The sequence below is a fragment of the Ensifer sp. MJa1 genome (assembly GCF_037026475.1).
Lineage (GTDB): Bacteria > Pseudomonadota > Alphaproteobacteria > Rhizobiales > Rhizobiaceae > Ensifer.
Genome location: NZ_JAKUMO010000004.1, coordinates 214581 through 236225 on the forward strand (window position 1 = coordinate 214581; position 21645 = coordinate 236225).

The 21645-nt window shown below is 62.0% G+C and carries 19 protein-coding genes; 1 reads left to right on the plus strand and 18 read right to left on the minus strand.

Annotated elements, in window-relative coordinates; translation table 11 throughout:
- Positions 1-742: 742 nt before the first annotated feature.
- The 18 genes from fliF to MKZ91_RS08110 form a co-directional block, all read right to left on the minus strand.
- Positions 743-2416, minus strand: a complete 1674-nt coding sequence (fliF, locus tag MKZ91_RS08025) for a flagellar basal-body MS-ring/collar protein FliF (RefSeq protein WP_336169803.1) — start codon at positions 2414-2416, stop codon at positions 743-745.
- Between the two features lie 359 nt (positions 2417-2775).
- Entirely contained in the window at positions 2776-3168 is a 393-nt protein-coding gene (gene cheT, locus MKZ91_RS08030; protein ID WP_336169806.1) for a chemotaxis protein CheT, read from the minus strand.
- Positions 3169-3242: 74 nt separating this feature from the next.
- Positions 3243-3797, minus strand: a complete 555-nt coding sequence (cheD, locus tag MKZ91_RS08035) for a chemoreceptor glutamine deamidase CheD (protein WP_336169808.1) — start codon at positions 3795-3797, stop codon at positions 3243-3245.
- On the minus strand, positions 3794-4183 hold the full coding sequence (locus MKZ91_RS08040; RefSeq protein WP_025425902.1) for a response regulator: 390 nt from the start codon (positions 4181-4183) through the stop codon (positions 3794-3796). Before MKZ91_RS08040 ends, cheD begins: the two co-directional genes overlap by 4 nt.
- On the minus strand, positions 4183-5241 hold the full coding sequence (locus MKZ91_RS08045; RefSeq protein ID WP_336169815.1) for a protein-glutamate methylesterase/protein-glutamine glutaminase: 1059 nt from the start codon (positions 5239-5241) through the stop codon (positions 4183-4185). The genes MKZ91_RS08040 and MKZ91_RS08045 overlap by 1 nt, the downstream gene beginning before the upstream one ends.
- A complete protein-coding gene (gene cheR / locus MKZ91_RS08050) occupies positions 5238-6146 on the minus strand; it encodes a protein-glutamate O-methyltransferase CheR (protein WP_336169818.1) in 909 nt (302 codons plus the stop codon). Before cheR ends, MKZ91_RS08045 begins: the two co-directional genes overlap by 4 nt.
- Positions 6143-6613: a chemotaxis protein CheW gene (locus tag MKZ91_RS08055; protein ID WP_336169820.1), complete on the minus strand. Its 471-nt coding sequence runs from the start codon at positions 6611-6613 to the stop codon at positions 6143-6145. Before MKZ91_RS08055 ends, cheR begins: the two co-directional genes overlap by 4 nt.
- Before the next feature lie 5 nt (positions 6614-6618).
- Positions 6619-8913 (minus strand): chemotaxis protein CheA, encoded by a 2295-nt coding sequence (locus MKZ91_RS08060; RefSeq protein ID WP_336169822.1) that lies wholly within the window; start codon positions 8911-8913, stop codon positions 6619-6621.
- 19 nt (positions 8914-8932) lie between these two features.
- The gene (locus tag MKZ91_RS08065) at positions 8933-9298 is read right to left on the minus strand and encodes a response regulator (RefSeq protein ID WP_065784641.1); all 366 of its coding nucleotides are present in this window, start codon (positions 9296-9298) and stop codon (positions 8933-8935) included.
- Positions 9299-9301: 3 nt separating this feature from the next.
- On the minus strand, positions 9302-9595 hold the full coding sequence (locus tag MKZ91_RS08070) for an STAS domain-containing protein (protein ID WP_336169828.1): 294 nt from the start codon (positions 9593-9595) through the stop codon (positions 9302-9304).
- 41 nt (positions 9596-9636) lie between these two features.
- Positions 9637-11256: a globin-coupled sensor protein gene (locus tag MKZ91_RS08075; protein ID WP_336169830.1), complete on the minus strand. Its 1620-nt coding sequence runs from the start codon at positions 11254-11256 to the stop codon at positions 9637-9639.
- A 687-nt stretch (positions 11257-11943) separates the two neighbouring features.
- Positions 11944-13332, minus strand: a complete 1389-nt coding sequence (locus MKZ91_RS08080; RefSeq protein WP_336169833.1) for an FGGY-family carbohydrate kinase — start codon at positions 13330-13332, stop codon at positions 11944-11946.
- A 4-nt stretch (positions 13333-13336) separates the two neighbouring features.
- Positions 13337-13651 carry an L-rhamnose mutarotase gene (gene rhaM / locus MKZ91_RS08085; RefSeq protein ID WP_336169835.1) on the minus strand — a complete coding sequence of 105 codons (315 nt, stop codon included), beginning with the start codon at positions 13649-13651 and terminating at the stop codon, positions 13337-13339.
- Between the two features lie 7 nt (positions 13652-13658).
- On the minus strand, positions 13659-14663 hold the full coding sequence (locus MKZ91_RS08090; RefSeq protein ID WP_336169837.1) for an ABC transporter permease: 1005 nt from the start codon (positions 14661-14663) through the stop codon (positions 13659-13661).
- Entirely contained in the window at positions 14663-15643 is a 981-nt protein-coding gene (locus MKZ91_RS08095; RefSeq protein ID WP_336169839.1) for an ABC transporter permease, read from the minus strand. Before MKZ91_RS08095 ends, MKZ91_RS08090 begins: the two co-directional genes overlap by 1 nt.
- Positions 15640-17136 (minus strand): sugar ABC transporter ATP-binding protein, encoded by a 1497-nt coding sequence (locus MKZ91_RS08100; RefSeq protein WP_336169841.1) that lies wholly within the window; start codon positions 17134-17136, stop codon positions 15640-15642. The genes MKZ91_RS08095 and MKZ91_RS08100 overlap by 4 nt, the downstream gene beginning before the upstream one ends.
- 284 nt (positions 17137-17420) lie before the next feature.
- Entirely contained in the window at positions 17421-18410 is a 990-nt protein-coding gene (gene rhaS / locus MKZ91_RS08105; protein WP_336169843.1) for a rhamnose ABC transporter substrate-binding protein, read from the minus strand.
- A 116-nt stretch (positions 18411-18526) separates the two neighbouring features.
- Positions 18527-19339, minus strand: coding sequence for a DeoR/GlpR family DNA-binding transcription regulator (locus tag MKZ91_RS08110; RefSeq protein WP_336169845.1), 813 nt, complete (start codon positions 19337-19339; stop codon positions 18527-18529).
- Positions 19340-19541: 202 nt separating this feature from the next.
- On the opposite strand from MKZ91_RS08110, the gene MKZ91_RS08115 reads away from it, so the two are divergent.
- Entirely contained in the window at positions 19542-21641 is a 2100-nt protein-coding gene (locus tag MKZ91_RS08115; protein WP_336169847.1) for a bifunctional rhamnulose-1-phosphate aldolase/short-chain dehydrogenase, read from the plus strand.
- Positions 21642-21645 lie beyond the last annotated feature (4 nt).

A 21645-nucleotide genomic window follows, 5' to 3' on the forward strand; every position in this document is an offset into this window, starting at 1 on the left:
AGGACGCGAATCAACTGCTAAAAATGTACATCGCCACGCGGAAAAAAACACCGCCCCCATATCGCTATTTACTTCGCCTCATTTGCATGGAGCGATTCGGCAGAACGGGACCTCCCAATCCCGATGAAACGGGCAGCAGAACCCTGTCCGTCGTACAAAATATTGATAGATAACGATTTCTCAGCAGCGCGCGAACGATTTCTCGGCCGCGACAACGCCTAGAGGCGGCAGAAACGGCCCGTTTCGGCGCCGTTTTGCTCAGTTGATGGGCGATTATTGGTTCTCTGAGAACTTTAGAATCTAAAGAAATTATACTTTGTTTTCGGAGCTGTTGCTGAAATGCACCAATGCATTTTCAGATCACACTCATTTCACCAATATATAAATTGTGTAATTGCAAGCATTTCTTATGATATTATCGAAGTTATATTTTCGGTAAACTATGTATAGCCCTACGTATAGATAGTAGATGCGCACACGATATGCACGCCATGCGCGCGAGCGGAATCTATAAATTAAGATATCGTTAAAGTGTTACCATCGGCGACGCTCGGCAGGACTCGGGCGAGATCACTTCGAAACTTGAAGCAAATCCGACTTGCGGGCGGCGGGGTCGCACAGACTCCCATATTATTTGCGCCGATCATGAACGGTGCCGCGATACCCACATGGCTGCGCCAAAAACAGAAATCCCGCCATAAGGCGGGATCTGCATGCGTTGAGAGGTGTTGCAGCCGGCGTATCAGGCGGCCTTGTCGAGAGCCCATTTGCGCAGGATCTTGGCCGCGCGCTCTTCGCTGATTTCGACCATGCGCGCCAGGCGCCGTTCCGGCCCTTCCTTGACCCGGCGGTTGAAGCCGCCGGCATCCTCGCCCATGTTGAGCAGGTCGTCGGTGCTGTCGAAACCAAAGTCCGAACCGAAGCCTTCCATGAGCGCGCCGCCGGCACCGGCAGTCGTCGGAGAGAAGTCGGGCAGTTCGAGGCCGGCAGCTTCGCCTTCGATCTGGCCGGCATTGCCGCCGAGACCGAGCTGGCGTGCCAGCGGACGCATGCCCCAGACCACCAGAGCGGCAACCACGACAAAGGCAAGGGCGTTGATGATGCCACCGAGGTTGCGGGTGAGCGTTTCCATGACGCCCGGCCCGGCGACTGCCTGGTCAAGCAGTTGCGTCTCGACGAAGTCCATGGCCGTCAGGGTCACGACGTCGCCACGGTTGGTATCAAGGCCAGCGGCGGAGGCGACGATCTTCTGCATGTCCTGCAGGTAGGCATCGATCTTGGCCTGGTCGGCCGGCTCACCCACCATTGCTGCAAGTCGGCCGCGGTTAACGACGACGGCAACGGACAGGCGTTCGATCGTGTAGCTGTTCTTGACGGTCGCGATCGTCTTGCTGTTGATCTCGTAGTTGGTCTGCTCTTCCTTCTTCTCGGCCTCGTCGCTCGACTGCGGGCCGGGGCCGCCGCGCGGAGCGGCCTGCGGAATGTTCTGCTGCACGGTCGCGGCATTGTCCGGCTGCTGCTGGCTGGATTTCTGCTCTTCCTTGGTCACGCGCGTCGAGCGCTCGACCCGCGATTCCGGATCGAAGACAGTTTCCTGGATCTGCTGCGTATCGGTGTTCAGCCGCGCGGTGACGCTGGAACGAAAGTTGTCCATGCCGAGGAAGGGCGCAAGCGCGTTGTCGATCTTCTTTTCGAGTTCACCCTGCACGTTCTGGACAACGCCGAGCGACTGGTTGAGCGCGCTGTTGGCCGGATCGTCGCCGGAGGCGAGCAACTGTCCCGTGGAATCGAGCACGGTCACGTCATCGACGTCGAGGCCCGGCACGGAGGAGGCGACGAGATGGCGGATCGAGGCGGCGGCGCTGCGGCCGACCGTGGCGCTGGCGCGGATCATCACCGAAGCGGTGGGATTCTGGTCGGCTTTGCGGAAGCTGCCGCGCTCGGGCATGACGATGTGAACGCGGGCGGCGGCAATACCGGAGATCTGCTGGATGGTGCGGCCGATTTCGCCTTCGAGCGCGCGAACGCGCGTCACTTCCTGCATGAAGGAGGTGAGGCCGAGCGAACCGACATTGTCGAAGAGTTCGTAGCCGGCATTGGCGCTGCTCGGCAGGCCGCGCTCTGCAAGCAGCAGCCGCGCCTTGCTGGTCATGCCGACGGGCACCTGGACGCTGGCGCCGTCGGAACCGACATTGAAATCGATGTTGGCCTCGGCCAGCGCGATGCTGATCTGGGTGACATCGCTGCGTTCAAGCCCGACATAGAGCGTCTCGAACGAGGGTCTGTTGACGTAAATTCCGGCCCCAAGAACCAGGCCGACCGCGACAATACCCGCCGCCGCCAGCGCGACCAGCTTGCCTTGCCCGAGATTGCTCAGGTTCTTCGTGACCGTCGAGAGTTGATCCAACAGACTCATTCTGTTTCCGCACCCAGTATCGCAAGGCCTTCGAGCCGGTCATCGGCCGCGCGCCCTACGCAGTTCCTACATTCGGGTTTTCTGGGTATCGGCATGCCTTGTATCGACTTCCAATGCGCGCGAATCCACCAGTCCCGATCCGGACCGTAGGAAACGAAACTTGCGCGAACTTGGCTTGATCGGTTCGATTGGCCGATGGAATTGCCTGGCCGGTCGACTATCCACGACCGCGAATTCGGCAGGCAAAGGCGTGCAGCGACGCTACGCTACCGCAAGGCGGCGCCACAGAACGCAGCGCAAGCCTTTGATTTTACAGCAATGCCTTCTTTAGGAAGCTCACCGCTCGGACGCCACAGGCGTCAGAACGCCTCAAAATCGCCGGCAGCCTTGGTCAGTGGCTGCGAGTGGCCGTGGCGCAACATGCCGTTGCCGAGTGCTTTTTTCATGTCGGCAAGCTTCACCAGGCTGACCGCGGTGGTGACGTCGACGAGCCAGTCGTCGGGGATCGCCGCGGTGATCGTGTCGATGAACTCTGCAAGTCCGCGTGTTTTCTGCACGGCCAGATCAATGCCCTGCAGCATCATCATCTTGTCGGGGTTGGCGAGCGCCTCGGCGCCCTGGTCACCGATCAGCTGCGGCTCGATCCGTTCGATCAGATAGGCAACGTCGTGCAATTCGGTGACGATGCGCATCAACACTTCCGGCAGTGCTTCTTCCACGTGCGGCATGTGGCCCTGATAGTCAGTCTGCATCTGTGTGTCTCACGTGGCTTGAGGGCTTAGGCAGAAGGGTCCCATTGGCCCGCCGGGCGGCAGGCCTCTCAGGATCAGAAGAATTCGATGGAGCTTTCGACCGGACGCGGCGCGACCACCGGACGCTCTTCCATCTGCACCGTGCGCTGGGTCTCCACACCCGTCAGCGCATATTGCCGGGCACGACCGCTCGACGGCCAGTATTCGAGTTTGCGGCCGTGTTCGCCGCCGGTGCTCTCCCCGACAATGCGGATGCCTTCGTCGAGCAGGAACTGGCGCGCGAAAGCAGCGTTCTGCTCACCGACATTGGAAAAGCGGGCGATGGTCTTGGCGCCGCCGAAGATCTTGGCTTCGAGACGATCTCGGCGTGCCCCCTGCTTCAGGAGGCCGTTGATGAGCAGCTCCATGAGGTGGACCCCGTAGCGGGTCGCGTCACCGCCTGAAGCGGGCGACGTCGCAGAGCCCGGCAGCAGGAAGTGATTCATGCCGCCGACGCCCACCACGGGGTCGCGCATGCACGCGGCCACGCAGGAGCCGAGGATGGTCGACAGCACGACGTTCGGATCGTTGAAGACCTTATACTCGCCCTGAATGACATGCACACGCTTGCCGGCGGCTTCAATGTTCATTTGAGCGCCCCGAATACGGCTTCGATTGCAGCCTTCATCTTCTCGATGGTGAACGGCTTGGCGAGCACGTTGTTGGCCCCGAGCGCGGCTGCCTTCTGAACCAGAGCGCGATCGCCCTGGGCCGTCAGGATGATGAAGGCCGCCTTCTTGGTCGCCGGGTTGGAACGGACCGCCTGCAAGAGGCCAAGCCCGTCCATTTTCGGCATGTTGAAGTCGGAGATCACCAGGTGGTGCGGGTTCTGGGCCATGATCTTCATGCCCTGCTCCCCGTCACCGGCGGCAGTGATCTGCTTGAAGCCGAGTTGCTGCAGGGCATCGCCCAGAAGCAGGCGGCTCGTCACCTGATCGTCGACGATCAGAACTTTGATTTTTTCGGCGATGGACATTATTCGCTTCCTTCCTTGCGGAGCGCCGCTGCTTTCAGGACTTCCTCCCCGATGGAACCGAGGGGAAGCTGGGTTTCAACAGCGCCCAATTCATAGGCGACTCTCGGCATGCCGTAGACGACACATGTTTTTTCGTTCTGGCCGAAGGTCTTTGCTCCGGCATGCCGCATTTTCAGGAGACCGGAGGCGCCGTCGCGCCCCATCCCGGTCAGGATCACACCGATCGCATTGCGTCCGGCAAGTTCAGCAACCGAATCAAACAGCACGTCGACTGACGGCCGATGGCCGTTGACCGGATCGCGGTCGACCAGGCGGCAGCAGGGGGCCGTCGGGTTGGCGACCTGCAGGTGGCGTTCGCCGCCCGGTGCCAGATAGACCTTGCCGATTTCAAGCCGCGCACCGTCCGTCGCCTCCTGCACCGCTGGCGCGCACAAGCGATTCAGCCGCTCGGCAAAGCTCTTGGTGAAGGTGTGCGGCATGTGCTGCGTGATCACGGTTGGCGGGCAATTGGCCGGGAACTTCTGCAACACGGTGATCAGGGCTTCGACGCCGCCGGTGGAGGCGCCGATCGCGATGATCTTGCGGCCGGCGCGATACTCGGAAGCGGTGTTGGCATTGGCAGGCGCAGGTGCGGCGGCCTTGTTGCCGGTGATGATGAACTTGCGTTGCGAGCGCGCCGCAGCCTTCACCTTGTCGACGAGACCGGCGAAGGGATGCGGATCGCCCGGATGCGGCTTGCCGACGCAATCGAAGGCGCCGATCTCGAGCGCGGCGATCGTTGCTTCCGCGCCCTTGTGCGTCAGCGTCGAGACCATGATGACCGGCATTGGCCGCAGCCGCATGATCTTGTCGAGAAACTCGAGGCCGTTCATGTTCGGCATTTCGATGTCGAGCGTGATGACATCCGGATCGAGCTGCTTGATCGCCTGACGCGCTTCCATGGCGTCGGCTGCCTGGCCGACGACGGTCACGTCGGGGTCGGCGTTCAAAACAGCGGTGATCAGGCCACGCATGGTGGCGGAGTCGTCAACGACGAGAACACGAGCGGGAGCAGTCATGCCCGTCCTCCATGAAACTTGCCGGTATGGCGATAGGTTGTGATGCCGATGTTGTCGAAGTGCGCCTTGGCGTCGCCCGACACACGCTCAGAGTGGCCGATGTAAAGATGACCGTCGGTGTTCAGCATGCCGGCGAAACGCGACCAGATCTTCATCTGGGTCGGTTCGTCGAAATAGATGACGACGTTGCGGCAGAAGATAACGTCGAACGGACCCTTGAACGGCCATTGCGCCATCAGGTTCAACTCGTTGAAAGTGATCAGCCGCTTGACGCGGTCATCGACCTGCCACTTGAAGCGTCCGCCGACATTCACTTCAGAGAACCATTGCTTGCGCATGGCCGGGTTGACGGTCTCAAGCGCCGTCGCGTCGTAGGCGCCGGCCCGGGCAAGCGCCAGGATCTTCGGATCGATGTCGGTCGCCAGGATGCGGAAGTCGTAGTCCGCCGCGTTCGGCAAAAGCGACAGGACCGTCAGCGCGATCGAATAGGGCTCCTGCCCGTCCGAGCAGGCGGCCGACCAGATGCGCACCCGGCCACCGGCCTTGGCGCGCGCGATCAGCTCCGGCAGCACGTCCGTCTTCAGGTGCTCGAAGTGGTGGTTCTCGCGAAAGAACCGCGTGAAGTTGGTCGTCAGGTGCGAGAGCATGTCACGCCGCGCGGCGGCACCGGCGGGCGACGCCACCAGCTGGCAGTACTCGCGGAAACCCTTGAGCCCGAGATTGCGGATATGCTTCGACAGCCGCGAATAGACGAGCGATGCCTTGCTCTCATTGAGATAGATGCCGGCATCCGCATAGATCATCGCGGCAATCTCGGTGAGATCGCGACGGGTCAGCGGATACTCGCCGCTCGCCAGGCACTCGTCCGGCGACAGCTTCTGTTCGAACACGACCTGGTTCCTCATGCGGCTTCCCTTTCTTCCTGCGGGAAGATGGCTTCCAGCTCTATGAGGCAGATCATCCGGCCCTCGATTGCCAGCACGCCGCGCGCGAAGCTCTTCTCGAACTCGGAGGACACGACATCGGGTGTCGGCTGGATCTTGTCGTCGGTGATCGTCAGGATGTCCGAGACGGCATCCACCAGCAGGCCAACGACCTGGCTTTTCACCTGGGCGACGATGATGACGTGGCGCACGGTCGGATCGGCCGGCTTCATGCCGAGCCGAGCCGAAAGATCGACGATCGGCAGTACGGCACCACGCAGATTGATCACACCGAGCACATAGGGCGGCGCATGCGGCATCGGCGTTGCGGGCGTCCAGCCACGGATCTCGCGCACTGCCATGATGTTCACGCAGAATTCCTGAGCGCCGACGCGGAAAGCGATCAGCTCCCGTCCGTCCGTCGTCAGATTTTTTGCGGCATAGGTCATTGTCATTATCCGGCAGCAGCAAGTGACATTTCAGGCTTCAGCGACTGCCCGCGCGAGGCGGCGACGATCGCATCGACATCAAGGATGAGCGCCACGCGGCCGTCGCCGAGAATGGTCGCGGCGGCGATGCCCGGCACGTGGGTGTAGTTGGCCTCGAGGCTCTTGATCACCACCTGGCGCTGGCCCTGGATCGCATCGACCATGAGGGCACGCTGGCCGCCACCTTCCGATTCCACCAGCAGGGCGACACCCTCGACCGGGTTTGCCTGGATGGCGCGGAAGTTGAGGATGCGACCGACGTCGACCAGCGGGCAGAAGGAGTTGCGGATCGAGATCAGCCGCTGGTTGGCGCCGAAGGAATGGATCGCGGCGGCTTCCGGCTGCAAGGTCTCGACGATCGCGGTCAACGGGACCACAAGCGTCTGGTTGGCGACCGTGACCACCATGCCGTCGAGGACGGCGAGCGTCAGGGGCAGGCTCATGGTGAAGACCGAACCGTGGCCAGGCTTGGACGAGATGTTGATGCGTCCGCCGAGCGCCTGGATCGAGCGCTTGACCACGTCCATGCCGACGCCGCGGCCGGAAATGTCGGAGATCTTGTCTGCCGTCGAGAAGCCGGCGTGGAAGATCAGGTTGTCGATCTCTTCGTCCGAAAGGTTTGCGTCGGCTGCGATCAGGTCGTTGTCGATCGCCTTCTGGCGCACCTTCTCGCGGTTGATGCCGGCGCCGTCGTCGGCAAGCTCGATGACGATGCGACCGGACCGGTGCTTGGCCGTCAGGCGTACCGTGCCTTCGGCGCTCTTGCCGGCGGCAAGGCGCTTTTCCGGCGTTTCGAGGCCGTGGTCGACGGCGTTTCGGATCATGTGCGTCAGCGGCTCGGCGAGCTTGTCGATGACCGTCTTGTCGACTTCGGTGTTTTCACCTTCTGTAATGAGCCGGACCGACTTGCCGGTCATGTCGGCGATTTCGCGAACGATACGCGACATGCGCTGGAAGACCGGCTTGACCGGCTGCGCGCGGATCGCCATCACCGAGTCCTGGATCTCGCGGGTGAGCTGCTGCAGTTCCTCGAGGCCCATATTGATCGACGACGTGCCGTTGGTGTCGTTCTCGACCACGCTTTGCGACAGCATCGCCTGGTTGATGACGAGTTCGCCGACGAGGTTGATCAGGCGATCGACGCGATCGAGATCGACGCGGATGGTTGGCGTGGCAGCGGAGGCAGCGGCCTGCTGAGCGGCAGCGCTCTGGGCGGCGGCACTGGCGGCCGGCGCCGGCTTTTCGGCCGGTGCGCGGGCAGCGGACTGCGCCATCTGAAGCACATTGCTGGCGGTGCCGGCAGCGGCGACCGCAGCGTTGCGGATGTCCTGCTGCTGGGCTGCGAGCTGTTCTTCCTCTTCGACCACGCCGACGGATATGGCGGGCTCGTCGTCAAGGATCGACAGATCGAACGGAACCGGCTGCATCGGCAGCTCTTCGCCCGACTGGGCGGTCTCGTCATCGATCAGCGAAATCTCGAGATCGCAATCCCATTCGGCGAATTCGAACACCGTGCGGATCGCGTCCTCGCCCCTGTCCGTCTTCAGCGAAATCTTCCAGAAGAAGTACGCGTTTTCCGGGTTCAGGCGGTCGAGCGCCGGTAGCTCCGACATGTCGCAATGAATGCTCATTTCGCCGAGGCGAGAGAGGTCGCGCAGAAGCAGCGTTGCCTCGTTGCCCTTCGCATACAGATCGGACTTCGGCTTGAAGACGATCTCGTAGACGGGCATTTCCATCAGCGGCGGCTCTTCAGGCGCATCGAAGTCGTCGAATGAAAACGCGACCGGTTGGAAGCCTTCGTCATTCACCGGCGGCGGCGCAGCAGCAACCACGGGCTTGGCGACAGGCTCAGCCGGAGCTGCGGAAGCCTGCGGCACTTCGCCGTTTGCCAGAGCTTCGAGCTCCTTGATCAATTGCCGGCTGCGTGCCTCGTCGACGCTGCCGCCGTCACGGGCGGCGTTGGTGAGGTCGGCGAGCACGTCGGCCGACTTCAGCATTACCTTCAGGACCTCCGGTCCGGGGTCGAGCCGGTTGGAGCGAACGCAATCAAGGGTCGTCTCGAACACATGCGCGAAAGAGACAAGGTCGTCCAGGCCGAAAGCGCCGGCGCCACCCTTGATCGAGTGCACCGCGCGAAACACGGCGTTCACCGTTTCCGGATCACGGTCGCCGTCATTGAGCTTGAGCAGACCCGATTCCAGTTCGGCGAGTTGTTCCTCGCATTCCTGGAAGAAGATCTCTTTGATTTCGTTCATATCCATTGGAGGCTATCCCCGGATTTCAGGCCGTTACGCGCTCGATTGCATCAATCAGTTTGGTCGGGTCGAACGGCTTGACGATCCAGCCCGTGGCTCCCGCCTGACGCGCGCGGTTCTTCTTTTCCGCATCGCTTTCGGTGGTCAGCACCAGGATCGGAACGGCGCGATAGCGGTCGTTCTTGCGCACGCCCTCGATGAAGCCGAAGCCGTCGAGGCGCGGCATGTTGATGTCGGTGACAATCACGTCGGGATTGGCTTCCTCGAGGACTTCAAGGCCCTCGACGCCATCTTCGGCCTGGATCGTTTCGAACCCGGCATTGTTCAACGTGACCAGCAGCATGTTACGGATCGTCCGGGAGTCGTCGACCGTCAGAACTCGCTTTTTCATTCCTCAAATCTCCTTTGCCACCAGATGATCGATCTCGACCCCGATGAGCTGTGTCGTTTTCTCGAAAGCGTCCGACACCTTGCTGAAGGTGAAAGACAGATGATCTTCTTCCCAGGTCCTGGCGCCAGCCATCAGCACCTGGACGCAAAGGGTTCCGACCCGTTCGACCGCCGAAGCGTCGATCACAAGGTCGCTGCCCTTGAGAGCCAAGAGCTTCTCATGCAACGCCGTTGCCTCGTTCAGGTCCAAAACCGGAGCGAGGCTGAGCGTCTTCTGAGTGGTCTTCTTGCTGGCCATTCCTGTCTTCCTCGACTGCTAACTTGGTACTGCCCTTGAAATCAGCGCTGCCATCCGGCGAACTGCCGCTGCAGCCCGTCGTCGAACAGCGATGCCGCCGGCTCCTCGACGGGCGCCGCCAGCTCCTGCCGGCGCGGCTCACGGCTGGCCGCCGGAGCGGTTGAAGCCGGATGGCGCCGTTCCAGGCGGAACTGCCTGATTGTTTCGCCAAGCTCGACGATGACCGTATGGAGATCGTCAGACGATCGTGCGGTCTCCCCGGCCAGGCTGGCACTGGCCTGGACACCCTGCGAAATCGTTCCGATCTCGCTGGTCACGCCCTTGAGGTCGCCGACCTGCTGCTCCGCCTCGCGGGCGATGCCGGAGACGGCGGAGTTGATCGCCGTGACCTGCTCGACAATGCTGCTGATTGCATCCTGCGTGCGACCGACGATCTCGACGCCGGTCTCGACCTGCGCCTTGGTGCCTGTGACGAGTTGCTTGATCTCGCGCGCCGCCTCGCCGGAGCGTTGCGCCAGCGCTCGCACTTCCTGGGCGACGACGGCAAAGCCGCGACCGCTGTCGCCGGCACGCGCCGCCTCGATGCCGGCGTTAAGCGCCAGAAGGTTGGTCTGGAAGGCGATCTCGTCGATGACGCCGATGATCTGGCCGATCTTTTCCGCCGAGGCTTCGATATCGGCCATGGCCGTGATCGCCTGGCCGGCGATCGCGCCGCTGCGCTCGACCGCGATGCGGGTTTCGTTGGCCTTCGCTTCGGTGCCGCTGATCTTGGCGGAACCATTCGCCATGCGGTCGGCCACGCCGGCAAGGGCGGAAAGCTGACCGGACAGCGCCTCGGCTTCGGCGCCAGCCTTGTCGGAAAAAGCCGCGGCATTGCCGCGCATGCGATCGACGAGCGCGGCGGCCGCCTGGCTGCGCTGATCGGATGCCTGCAGGCTCTGCTGGATCTGTTCGAGCGCGCTGTTGAGGCTGGCAACGATCGGCTGGTAGGCTTCGACCGTCGCGTCCGGCAGACGCACGGCGAGATCGCCCTGGCTCAGGCCCTCGGCAAAGTCTGCGAAGAGCGCCTTGACGTCCTGTTCGTCGGCGCTGCGCTGATCGGCAAGCTGACGCTGATGCTGCTGGCGCAGGCCGTTGAAACGGAGCGAGACACCGATTTCGGTATCGACGAAGACGGTGCGCACAAGTGCGGCGACGAGATCGCAAAGTTCGCGGCGCCGTGCCTTACCCATCGGCAGGAAGGACTTCGGCCAGGCATCCTCGATCAAGCCAACGAGCAGGTGTTCGAGCACGACGGCATGACTTGCCATCTGCCAGCGCGGGTCGAGCCCCATGCGGTTTGCCGTGTCGGCGAGAACCTTCACGCGTTCGGCATAGAGCCCGTCGAAACGGGCATCAGTCAGCACGTTCCAGTGCGACGATTGCAGATCCTGGAGGCGATCGATCTGGCGATCGCTGTCGAAATGGCGGGCAGCGTCGGGATAGGACTGGAGCCGCTGGAAAAGGTCGCGAAGGGCGAGATCAATGCGCGGGGAGAGCTTCTGCCTGATATCGCGGACGCGAGCGCAGCTATCGTCGTCGAGCCCGGCAAAGCGCAAGCGCTCATGCAGACTGCCTGCCTGGCCCTTCCTTGCCTGTTCTGACGATGCTTCCTGCCTCAACGCTGATCCCCGGTACTGCGTGTTCGGAATTTTCCCTGAGGAGGATCAAGAGGGGCCACAGTCCACCGGACGTGCACGCCACATTGATGAGATCAGCCCCCGCCAAAAGCGTCTGCTATCGGTCATCCCGCAAGTAAATTCGGTGAAGAATGGATACCGGACCGGAACCGGTACGGCGGGGCGGCGTCATGCCTTGAGGAGATTTACGAGTATCCCAATCCGACGTGTGGGACCATGTTTATGGTTAATTCCTTGCTTGAAGGTTAACGGTTCCTCGCCTGTAATCGGAATCACTAAAATTCGCAGGGCCTTTTCTCGCGCATTTGTTGCGCCGCAACAAAACTGTAATAAACAGGCCGGAATCCAACAGGTTCTCAATCACAAGAGTTGAGAATTGTGCTTTTGCTTGCGCTCGCGTATCGAAGCGAAAGTGAAGTGGGCGCTGCATGCGCGAAGAAACCTTCGCACCAGGCAAAGCGACATCATGACGATGCGCTTATGGGATACGAACAATGATTGTTCTTGGCATTGGCGCCGCACTCACAGCAATCCTGACAATGATGGCAGTATCGATCGTGCTCAATCTTGAGCATAGCCGGTCAGGAAAACGCAATCCCGTGTTCTGATCGAGCACAGGCTCGTCCATTACTGGCACACCCAAGCATTTTCCGGCCGGGGGCGGACGCTCTACGGCCGCTTTTCTATCCGGGCATGGCTGTCTGCCGCCTTTCGCCAAGTCCCGGCATAATGGACGAGGCTTTCCGTTACTGTACCGGTAAAAGGGCGCACGCCGGTCCTGACGCTGGATCCGGCAACGAGGCTTGCCGCCCCGAGGCTCGTCCCCGTTACATTGTGGGGGTCGGCAAAAACGGGCCGGCCGCATGCTGCGGCCAGCATGCGCAGATAGGCATTGTTGGCCGCGAACGGACCTTCTACGACGATCTCGCCGCGAGCGCCGATAAGATCAAGGCACGTCGCGGTCATCAGCGCCAGATGGAATGAGACGACGGCATAGCGTTCGGCCGGAGACAGTGCCTCTTCGTCCGTGGTCCAGTCGGCCTTTGCGGACGGATACGGGCCCGAACCTTCCGGAACAGATGGCAGCAACATGTGCCCGGCCGCAGCAACCGCCTCTTCAATGTCGATGGACGAGGAAACAGCGCCCTCCCCCAACAGCATCTGGAAGGCCCGACCACCCATGAAGCGCGCCGAGGGCACGGGATCGCCCAGCGCGTTGACGTTGATCAACGTGTCGCGCGCTTCGTCGAGCGTCTTCGGCTCGGCACCGACCGCCAGCATGACGACCCAGGTACCGGTCGAAACGACGGAGAACGGTGCTTTGCGGGTCAGGAGATGCGGCAGCAGCGATGCGTTGGAATCGTGGATGCCGCAATAGACAGGCGTTGCCATTGCAATACCGGTTGCAGTGCAGAGGTCCGGTCGAAGCGGCCCGACGATCTCGTTCGCCCGACGCACCGGTGCAAAGAGCGGCCGCCAGCCCTGGCTCTCGACCAGCGACGAAAACCTGCCTTCCGTCGGGTTCCAAAGATCCGTGTGACAGCCGAGCGAGGTCAGTTCGTTCGAGAGCACGCCCGTCAGGCGGTAGGTCCAGTATTGCGCATAGGTCAGGATCGACACGACCTTGGCAAAGGCCTCAGGAAAGGTCTTCTGCTGCCAATAGAGTTGCGCTCCGACATTGAGGCCCATCGGGAGCCGGGCCGACCCCGTCTCGGAAAATGGCGGGCGCACCCGACCATAGTCGGCGGCAAGACGGTCGGGGCCGGAGAATTCGTAGTCGATCACCGGCAGCGCCAGCTTGCCGGCGGCGTCGAGCAGCACGGCCGTTGCCCCATGCGTGGTAATCGAGATGGCCTCGAGCGGGTGTTCGGCATTCAATGCCGCCAGGCTTTCGAGCACGAAGGCCCAGAGCCATTCGACGTCGAAGTGCGGATACGGCCCGTCGGTCAAGACGACATTGACGGACTTGCGAACGGCGATCTCCTCGAAGCGGTCGAGGTCGACGACCGCAACCTTGGCGTTGGTCTTGCCGATATCGATGACGCCGACAACCCGCATGGCATCAGTCCATGTGAAAGACGGTCTTGAGCGGCACGGCCACCGGCTCGTTGTCGGCGCGGATTTCCATGATGTCGGCCATGTGGGCCCACCACTTCTGCATGATCGGATGAGACGGCAGATCCGCCATGCGGTGATCGTCTGTCCGCCAGAGCACACCGAAGAGCAGGCCCGTCTCTTCGTCCAGATGAATGGAGTAGTCGGAGACGCCGGCCTCCTTCAGAAGGGCCGCCAACTCCGGCCAGATGGCGTCATGCCGCGCCTTGTACTCGGCCGCCATGCCCGGGTTCAGCCGCATGCGGAACGCGTATTTTTCCATCAGAACCTCAATGCGCAAGCCGGCGACGGGCGCGTCGCCACAGGATGGGAAGGGCGATCACCGAAATCAGCAACAGCCCGATAAAGATCGACATGACGATACCCGGAACATTGAGCAGGCCGAAGCCGAAAGTCACCATGCCCATGATCAATGCCGCGAGCACGACGCCGGGGATCGTTCCGGAACCGCCGAGAATGTTGACGCCGCCGAGAACCACCATGGTCACCACTTCGAGCTCCCAGCCGAGCGCGATCGACGGGCGGGTGGAGCCGAGGCGCGAAGTCAGGCAGATCGAGGCGAGCCCCGCCATCAGGCCGGTCAAGAGGAACAGGATGAACTTGATGCGCGGCACGCGGATGCCGGAGAACAGCGCCGCCGTCTGGTTGTTGCCGATGGCATAGACCGCGCGGCCGAAATTGGTCTTGTGCAGGACGACGGCGTAGACGACGGCGAGGATGACAAACAGCGTGAACTCGAAAGAGAACACCCACCAGACATAGCCCTGGCCGAACCAGGAGAAGCTGTCCGGATAACCGGTGAAGGCCTGGTCGCCGAGGATGATGAAGGAGAGCCCGCGAAAGAGGCTCATCGTGCCGATGGTCACGACGATCGACGGCAGCCCGAGACCGGTGATCAGGAGACCGTTGATCGCGCCGCAAATGAGGCCGACAGAGAGGCCGATCGCCACCAGCGCCGGCGTGTCGAAGCCGAGCTGGACGGCATAACCCATCGCGGTCGAGGCAAGCGCTATGATCGAGGCGACCGACAGATCGATTTCGCCCGAGATGATTACCAGCGCCATGGCAAAGGCGATGATCGCCTTTTCGGTGAAGTTGAACGTGGCATCCGAGAGGTTCCACGGATCGAGGAAATAGGGCGAGGCCAGCGAGTTGCCGAGGAAGATGAGGCAAGCGACGACGAGGAGCAGGCTCTCCCAGCTCTTCATCAGTCGGGCACCGCGGCCCTCGAGGCGATCGGGAATGTGGCGGGGGGTAAGCTGGGTCTCGGCCATCAGACAGCCTCCGCCTTTCTGAGGATAACACGGCCCTTGCGGCGCTCGGCGCGGGCGTTGACGGCAACGGCAATGATGATGACCATGCCGGAGATCGCCATCTGGGCGAAGGGCGAGATGTTGATGACCGGCAGCGCGTTCTTGATGACGCCGAGGAACAGTGCGCCGAGCACGGCGCCAGCGACGGTACCGATGCCACCGGCGATCGAGATGCCGCCGATGACGCAGGCCGCGATGATGTCGAGCTCGAAGCCGGCGGCGATATCGACATAGGCGACGGCATAACGCGACACCCAGAGATACCCGGACAGCCCTGCAAGCGCGCCCGAGAGGCAATAGGCCGAGAAGCGGGTGCGGCCGACGTCAATGCCGGTATAGACGGCTGCATGCGGATTGCCGCCGACGGCATAGAAGGCGCGACCGAGTGCGGTGCGGCTCATCAGCAGGAAGACGAGTGCGATCATTACCAGTGACAGCCAGGACAGAACCGGGAAACCGAGGAGCGCATCACGCGGCAGGGCCTTGAAGGCTTCGCTCATCTGGTGGGCATTGATCCACTTGCCGTCGCTCAAGAGGAAAATCAGGCCGCGATAGATGGTGAGTGTGCCGAGGGTGACGACGATCGGCGGGATATCGAGCTTCCAGACGAGCGCCCCGTTGATCATGCCGAGGACGGTGCCCAACATCACCGCGGCGAGGATGATCAAGGGGATCGGCAGGCCCGGGAAGGCCGCGTTCAGCATCGCCGCCACCATGCCAGAAAGCGCCAGATTTGCGGCCATGGAAAGATCGATGCAGCGCGTCAGGATCACCGCCATCTGGCCGAGCGCCAGGATGATGAGGATCGAAGTGTCATTGTAGACGCGGGCGAGGTTTGAAGGCGCAACGAAAGGCGGGAACCGCCAGGTGATGAGGAGAAGCAGCACGGCGATCGCACCGACGAGCAGCAGTTCTCGGTTCTTGAGAAACTTGGTCATCACGCAGCCTCCTGGATGCCGGCGGCGGCACGCACCAGCTTTTCCGCCGTGAGCTCCGCGCGCTCGAAACGTCCGGCGATCCGCCCTTCGCGCATGACGATGACGCGGTCGGACATGCCCATGATCTCTGGGATTTCGGAGGAGACCATGATGACGCTCAAACCTTGCGCTGCCAGTTCGCTCATGAAGGCGTGCACCGCCGCCTTGGAGCCGATATCGATGCCCTTGGTCGGCTCGTCGAGGATGATCACCTTCGGCTTCGTCGCCAGCCATTTGGCAATGACGACCTTCTGCTGGTTGCCGCCTGAAAGCGTGCCGACGTCCTGGTCGAGCGAGGCGGCACGCAGGTCGAGGCGGGACGTGTATTCGCGGGCGAGCGCGAACTCGTTGGCAAGCTTCAGGAAACCGGAGCGCGAGGTGCGCGACAGCGACGGCAGCGTGACGTTCTGGAAGATCGGCAGGCCGATGATCGCCCCCTGACGGCCGCGTTCCTCCGGCACATAGACGATGCCGGCCCGGATCGCTTCGGACGGGCTGCGGATCACCAGCACCTGGCCATCGAGGCGGACGGCACCGGCCGACGGTCGGGTGACGCCGATCAGCGACTGCATGAATTCGGATCGCCCGGCGCCGACTAGGCCGTAGAAACCCAGAATCTCGCCGCGGCGAAGCTCGAAATTGATGTCCTCGAATTCGGTCGGGTGGCGATAGCCCGAGACGGTGAGCACCGGCTCGCCGATCGCGACGTCCTTTTTCGGATAGACCGAACCGACGGCGCGGCCGACCATGAGGCGCACCAGTTCGTCCTGGCTAACATCGGCAATCAACCCCTCGTCGACCATGGTTCCGTCGCGAAACACCGTGTAGCGGTCGGCGATGCGGAAGATCTCGTCGAACTTGTGGCTGATGAAGAGGATCGCCTTGCCTTCGGCCTTCAGGCGCTCGACCAGGGCATAGAGCTCATGGATCTCCTTGTGCGACAGCGCCGCCGTCGGCTCGTCCATGATGACCACCTGGGCATCGACGGAGAGCGCGCGGGCAATCGCAACGAGATGCTTCTTGGCAATGCCGAGGTCACGCAGGCGGATTGTCGGATCGAGATCGGCACCGGCGCGGACAAGCAGCGCACGGGCATCGGCGTTCAGCTTCTTCCAATCGATGAACCCGACGCGATTGCGCGGGGCATGGCCGAGGAAGATGTTTTCGGCAACCGAGAGTTCGTCGAAGAGTACGGTCTCCTGGTGGATCGCGGTGACGCCAGCGCGTGCTGCGGCGAGCGCCGTCGGAAAGTGAGCCTCCTGATCAGCCACACGGATGACGCCGCCGTCCGGCTGGTAGATGCCCGTCAGGATCTTCACCAGCGTCGACTTGCCGGCGCCGTTCTCGCCGATCAGCGCGGTCACTGAACCCGGATAGAGCGACAACGAAACGTCGGAGAGCGCCTTCACGCCGGGGAAGGATTTCGAGATCCCTTCGAGCGCGATGGCGGGCTTCATCCGCGATGTAAGCGTATCCTGGAGCAAGAGACAATCCACCAGTTTAGACGTTTCGATGAGACAAGCGCTTCGGCAGTTTGGGCTGCCCCTCGCCCTAACCCTCTCCCCGCAGGCGGGGAGAGGGAACGAGAAAGCCGCGCCTATCTGCTCCCCGATCTCGAAAGGAGCGAGCGGCTGCCGCTTGTTCCTTCTCCCCGCGAGCGGGGAGAAGGTGCCGGCAGGCGGATGAGGGGCAGCCCTCACCGCGCCGATGAGGGGCAGACCGTTCGTATCCATTCACCCGATCAGAAGATCTTGGCGAACTCCTCGACGTTCTTGGCGTCATAGACGAACGGATCGGCCATCGCGCCTTCATTGTTGTCGTCGAGCTTGACGGCGCCCATGCGGCCCATCTTCAGTTCAGCGCCGGGCTTCGCTTCTGCGCCGCCAATTAGGTCGTAAGCGATCATCGTTGCGGAATAGCCAAGGTCGATCGGGTTCCAGATCGCGAAGGACTTGGAGGCGCCCGACTTCACGTGGCCAGCCATTTCCGAGGGCAGGCCGAGGCCCGTGACGTTGATCTGGCCGATCTTGCCGGCATCGGTGACAGCCTGGGCGGCGGCGACGATGCCGACCGAGGTCGGCGCGATGATCGCCTTCAGGTTCGGATAGGACTGAATGAGCCCTTGCGTTTCGCGATAGGACTTGTCGGCCAGGTCGTCGCCATAGACGGTGGCCACGACATTGATGCCCTTGTAGTTGCCCTGAACCTTCTTCATCTCGGCGATCCAGGTGTTCTGGTTGGTCGCCGTCGCCGACGCAGAAAGCACGGCGACGTCTCCGCCCTCAGGCAGGTTGTCGGCGGCAAGCTTGATGATCATGTTGCCGATCAGCGGGTTCGACGACGGGTTGAGGTGCATCGACCGACCATCCTTGGCGACGCCCGAATCCCAGGAGATGACCTTGATGCCACGGTCCATCGCCTTCTTCAGCGCCGGAACCAGAGCATCGGTATCATTGGCCGAGACGGCGATCGCATCGACCTTCTGGGCGATCAGCGAATTGATCACCTCGATCTGGCCTTCGGCCGTCGTCGACGTCGGACCGGTGTAGATCACCTCGACATCGCCCAGTTCCTTGGCAGCTTCCTGGGCGCCCTTGTTGGCCGCCTCGAAGAAGCCGATGCCGAGCGCCTTGACGACGAGCGCGATCTTCTTGTTTTCCGCGTGCGCTGCATTGGCCATCAGCGCCAGCGAAACCGCGGCCGTGACCATCAATGACTTCAGGATCTTCATGTTCATTTCCTCCCGTTGACCGGTGCACAATCAATGCGCAACGGCGCGACTTCCTCCAATGGCAACGATCCGGCTCCCTTCACCGTGACCGCCGCCTTCCCCTCTCCTCATCCGCCTCAGGCGGACGAGGATATGTTCTCCGCATCCGCGCCGGTTCTGGAACTGGCGACAACCAGCCTCACCCCGGCATTTTCGAGCATTGCGGCATGTCGGTCCTCGATGCCCGAATCCGTGATCACGGTGGCGATCCGCTTCAGCCCGCAAAGGATGAGGCTCGACCGCTTGTGAAATTTCGACGAGTCGACGAGCACGACGAGTTCGTCAGCCTGGTCGATGAGCTTCTGTTCCGCCTGGATCAGAAGGGGATCGGCCTCCATCAGGCCGAGGGGGCCCAGGCCTTGCGCTCCCATGAACATGCGGCGCGCATAAAAATTGCGCGTCACGTCATTGTCGAAGGGGCTGAGGATGATGTTCTGCTCGCGGTAGATCGTGCCGCCCGACAGCATCACCGTGTTCTTCGAGTGCTTCAGGAGGTGCTCGGCGATCGGGAACGAGTTGGTGAACACCTGCATCCGACGATTGCTTAAGAAGTGCACCATCTGGAAGGTGGTCGTACCACCGTTGATGATGATCGGCTCGCCATCCTCGCAAAGCGCCACCGCCTCCTTGGCGATCGCCTGCTTCTCGCGGGCGTGCAGGCCCTCGTTGACCTTGAACGGCCGGCCGGCAAGTCCGACGAACTGCGGCGGGTTGATCGCCTCGGCGCCACCGCGCACCCGGCGAAGCTTCTTCTGCACGTGAAGGGCTGCGATGTCGCGCCGGATCGTCGCTTCGGAACTGTCGGTCAGATCGACCAGTTCCTGGACGGTGACGACGGGTTTTTCCTGAACCGCCGACTGAATGATCCGGTGTCTTTCTTTCTCGTGCATGCGCTCCTCCGATGTCGTTCATGCTTCCATCACGATCGACCATTGTCAATCACAATCAATCATATTTTTTCATTGTGCAGCGCAATATGCGCGAACTTGATCGTTTTTGATTGACTTTAACGCTCAAGTCCTATGATCTGATGCCAACCATATCTCTGCGCGGCCGCCAAGCCGCGCGGCATCAGACCGGGAGGAATTCGAGATGCTCGACAAGCAGCAAGACGCACGACTTGCGAACCTTTGGGATGAGGCGAAGGCTGCCGGCATGAGCGAATCCGAGCGCCTGCTCTATCGCTCGAACCTGCTCGGCTCCGACAAGCGCATCACCAATTATGGTGGCGGCAACACCTCGGCGAAGGTGATGGAGAAGGATCCGCTTGGCGGCGGTTCGGCCGAGGTTCTCTGGGTCAAGGGCTCGGGCGGCGATGTCGGCACGATCAGGCTCGATGGCTTTGCGACCCTCTATATGGACAAGCTCAACGCGTTGAAGTCGATCTATCGCGGTGTCGCATTCGAAGACGAGATGGTCGGCTATCTGCCGCACTGCACCTTCAATCTCAACCCGCGCGCCGCCTCGATCGACACGCCGCTGCACGCCTATGTGCCGAAGAAGCATGTCGACCATATGCATCCGGACGCGATCATCGCGATCGCTGCTGCCAAGAACAGCCGCGAGCTGACGGCGAAGATTTTCGGCGACGACATCGGCTGGCTGCCGTGGAAGCGCCCGGGCTACGAACTCGGCCTTTGGCTTGAAAAATTCTGCCTGGAAAATCCCGATGCACGCGGCGTCGTGCTTGAAAGCCACGGCCTCTTCACCTGGGGCGATACGGCCAGAGAGGCCTATGAGACGACGGTCGAGATCATCAACAAGGCGATTGCCTGGTTCGAGGCGGAAAACACCAAGCCGGCCTTCGGCGGTGCTGTGATGCCAACGCTCGATGCGGCCCACCGTTCCGATGTCGCTCGCAAGCTGATGCCGGTCATCCGTGGACTGATCGGCGCCGACGAGAAGAAGGTCGGCCATTTCGACGACAGCCAGGCGGTGCTCGACTTCGTCACGTCGAAGGATCTGAAGCCGCTTGCTGCCCTCGGCACGAGCTGCCCGGACCATTTCCTGCGCACCAAGATCCGGCCTCTGGTGATCGATTTCGACCCGGCCAATCCGGATATCGACGCGACGCTTTCTGCCCTTCCCGAGGCGATCGCCGCCTATCGGGCCGACTACGCGGCCTATTACGAGCGCTGCAAGCATGCCGACAGCCCCGCCATGCGCGACCCGAATGCGGTCGTTTATCTGGTTCCCGGTATTGGCATGATCACCTTTGCCAAGGACAAGGCGACCGCCCGCATTTCCGGCGAGTTCTACGTCAACGCCATCAACGTCATGCGCGGTGCGTCGGGCGTTTCGACCTATGTCGGCCTGCCGGAACAGGAAGCCTTCGACATTGAGTACTGGCTGCTTGAGGAAGCAAAGCTTCAGCGCATGCCGAAGCCGAAGAGCCTTGCCGGCCGCATCGCACTCGTCACCGGCGGCGCCGGCGGCATCGGCAAGGCAACGGCCAACCGGCTGATGCAGGAAGGCGCCTGCGTGGTGCTGGCCGACATCGACGAGACGGCGCTTGCCGCCGCCGAAGCTGAACTTTCGGCCCGCTACGGCAAGGATGTCGTGCGCTCGGTCAGCATGAACGTCACGAGCGAAGCGGCGGTCGAAGGCGGGTTCGCCAATGCGCTGCTTGCCTTCGGCGGCCTCGACATTCTCGTATCGAACGCCGGCCTTGCCTCCTCCGCCGTCATCGAGGACACGACGCTTTCGCTCTGGAACAAGAACATCGAGATCCTGACGACCGGCTATTTCCTCGTCTCGCGCGAGGCCTTCCGCATCTTCCGCCAGCAGAAGGCCGGCGGCAACGTCGTCTTCGTCGCCTCGAAGAACGGCCTTGCCGCCTCCCCCGGAGCGTCTGCCTATTGCACCGCCAAGGCCGCCGAGATCCATCTCGCCCGTTGCCTGGCGCTCGAAGGGGCTGCTGCGCAGATCCGCGTCAACGTCGTCAATCCGGATGCGGTGCTGCGCGGCTCGAAGATCTGGACCGGCGAATGGAAAGAACAGCGCGCCGCCGCCTACAAGATGGATGTCGACGACCTCGAGGCGCATTATCGCGAGCGTTCGATGCTGAAGCTCAGCGTCTTCCCGGAGGATATCGCCGAGGCGATCTACTTCCTCGCTTCCGACATGTCGGCGAAATCGACCGGCAACATCATCAATGTCGACGCGGGCAACGCCCAGTCGTTCACGCGCTGATCGA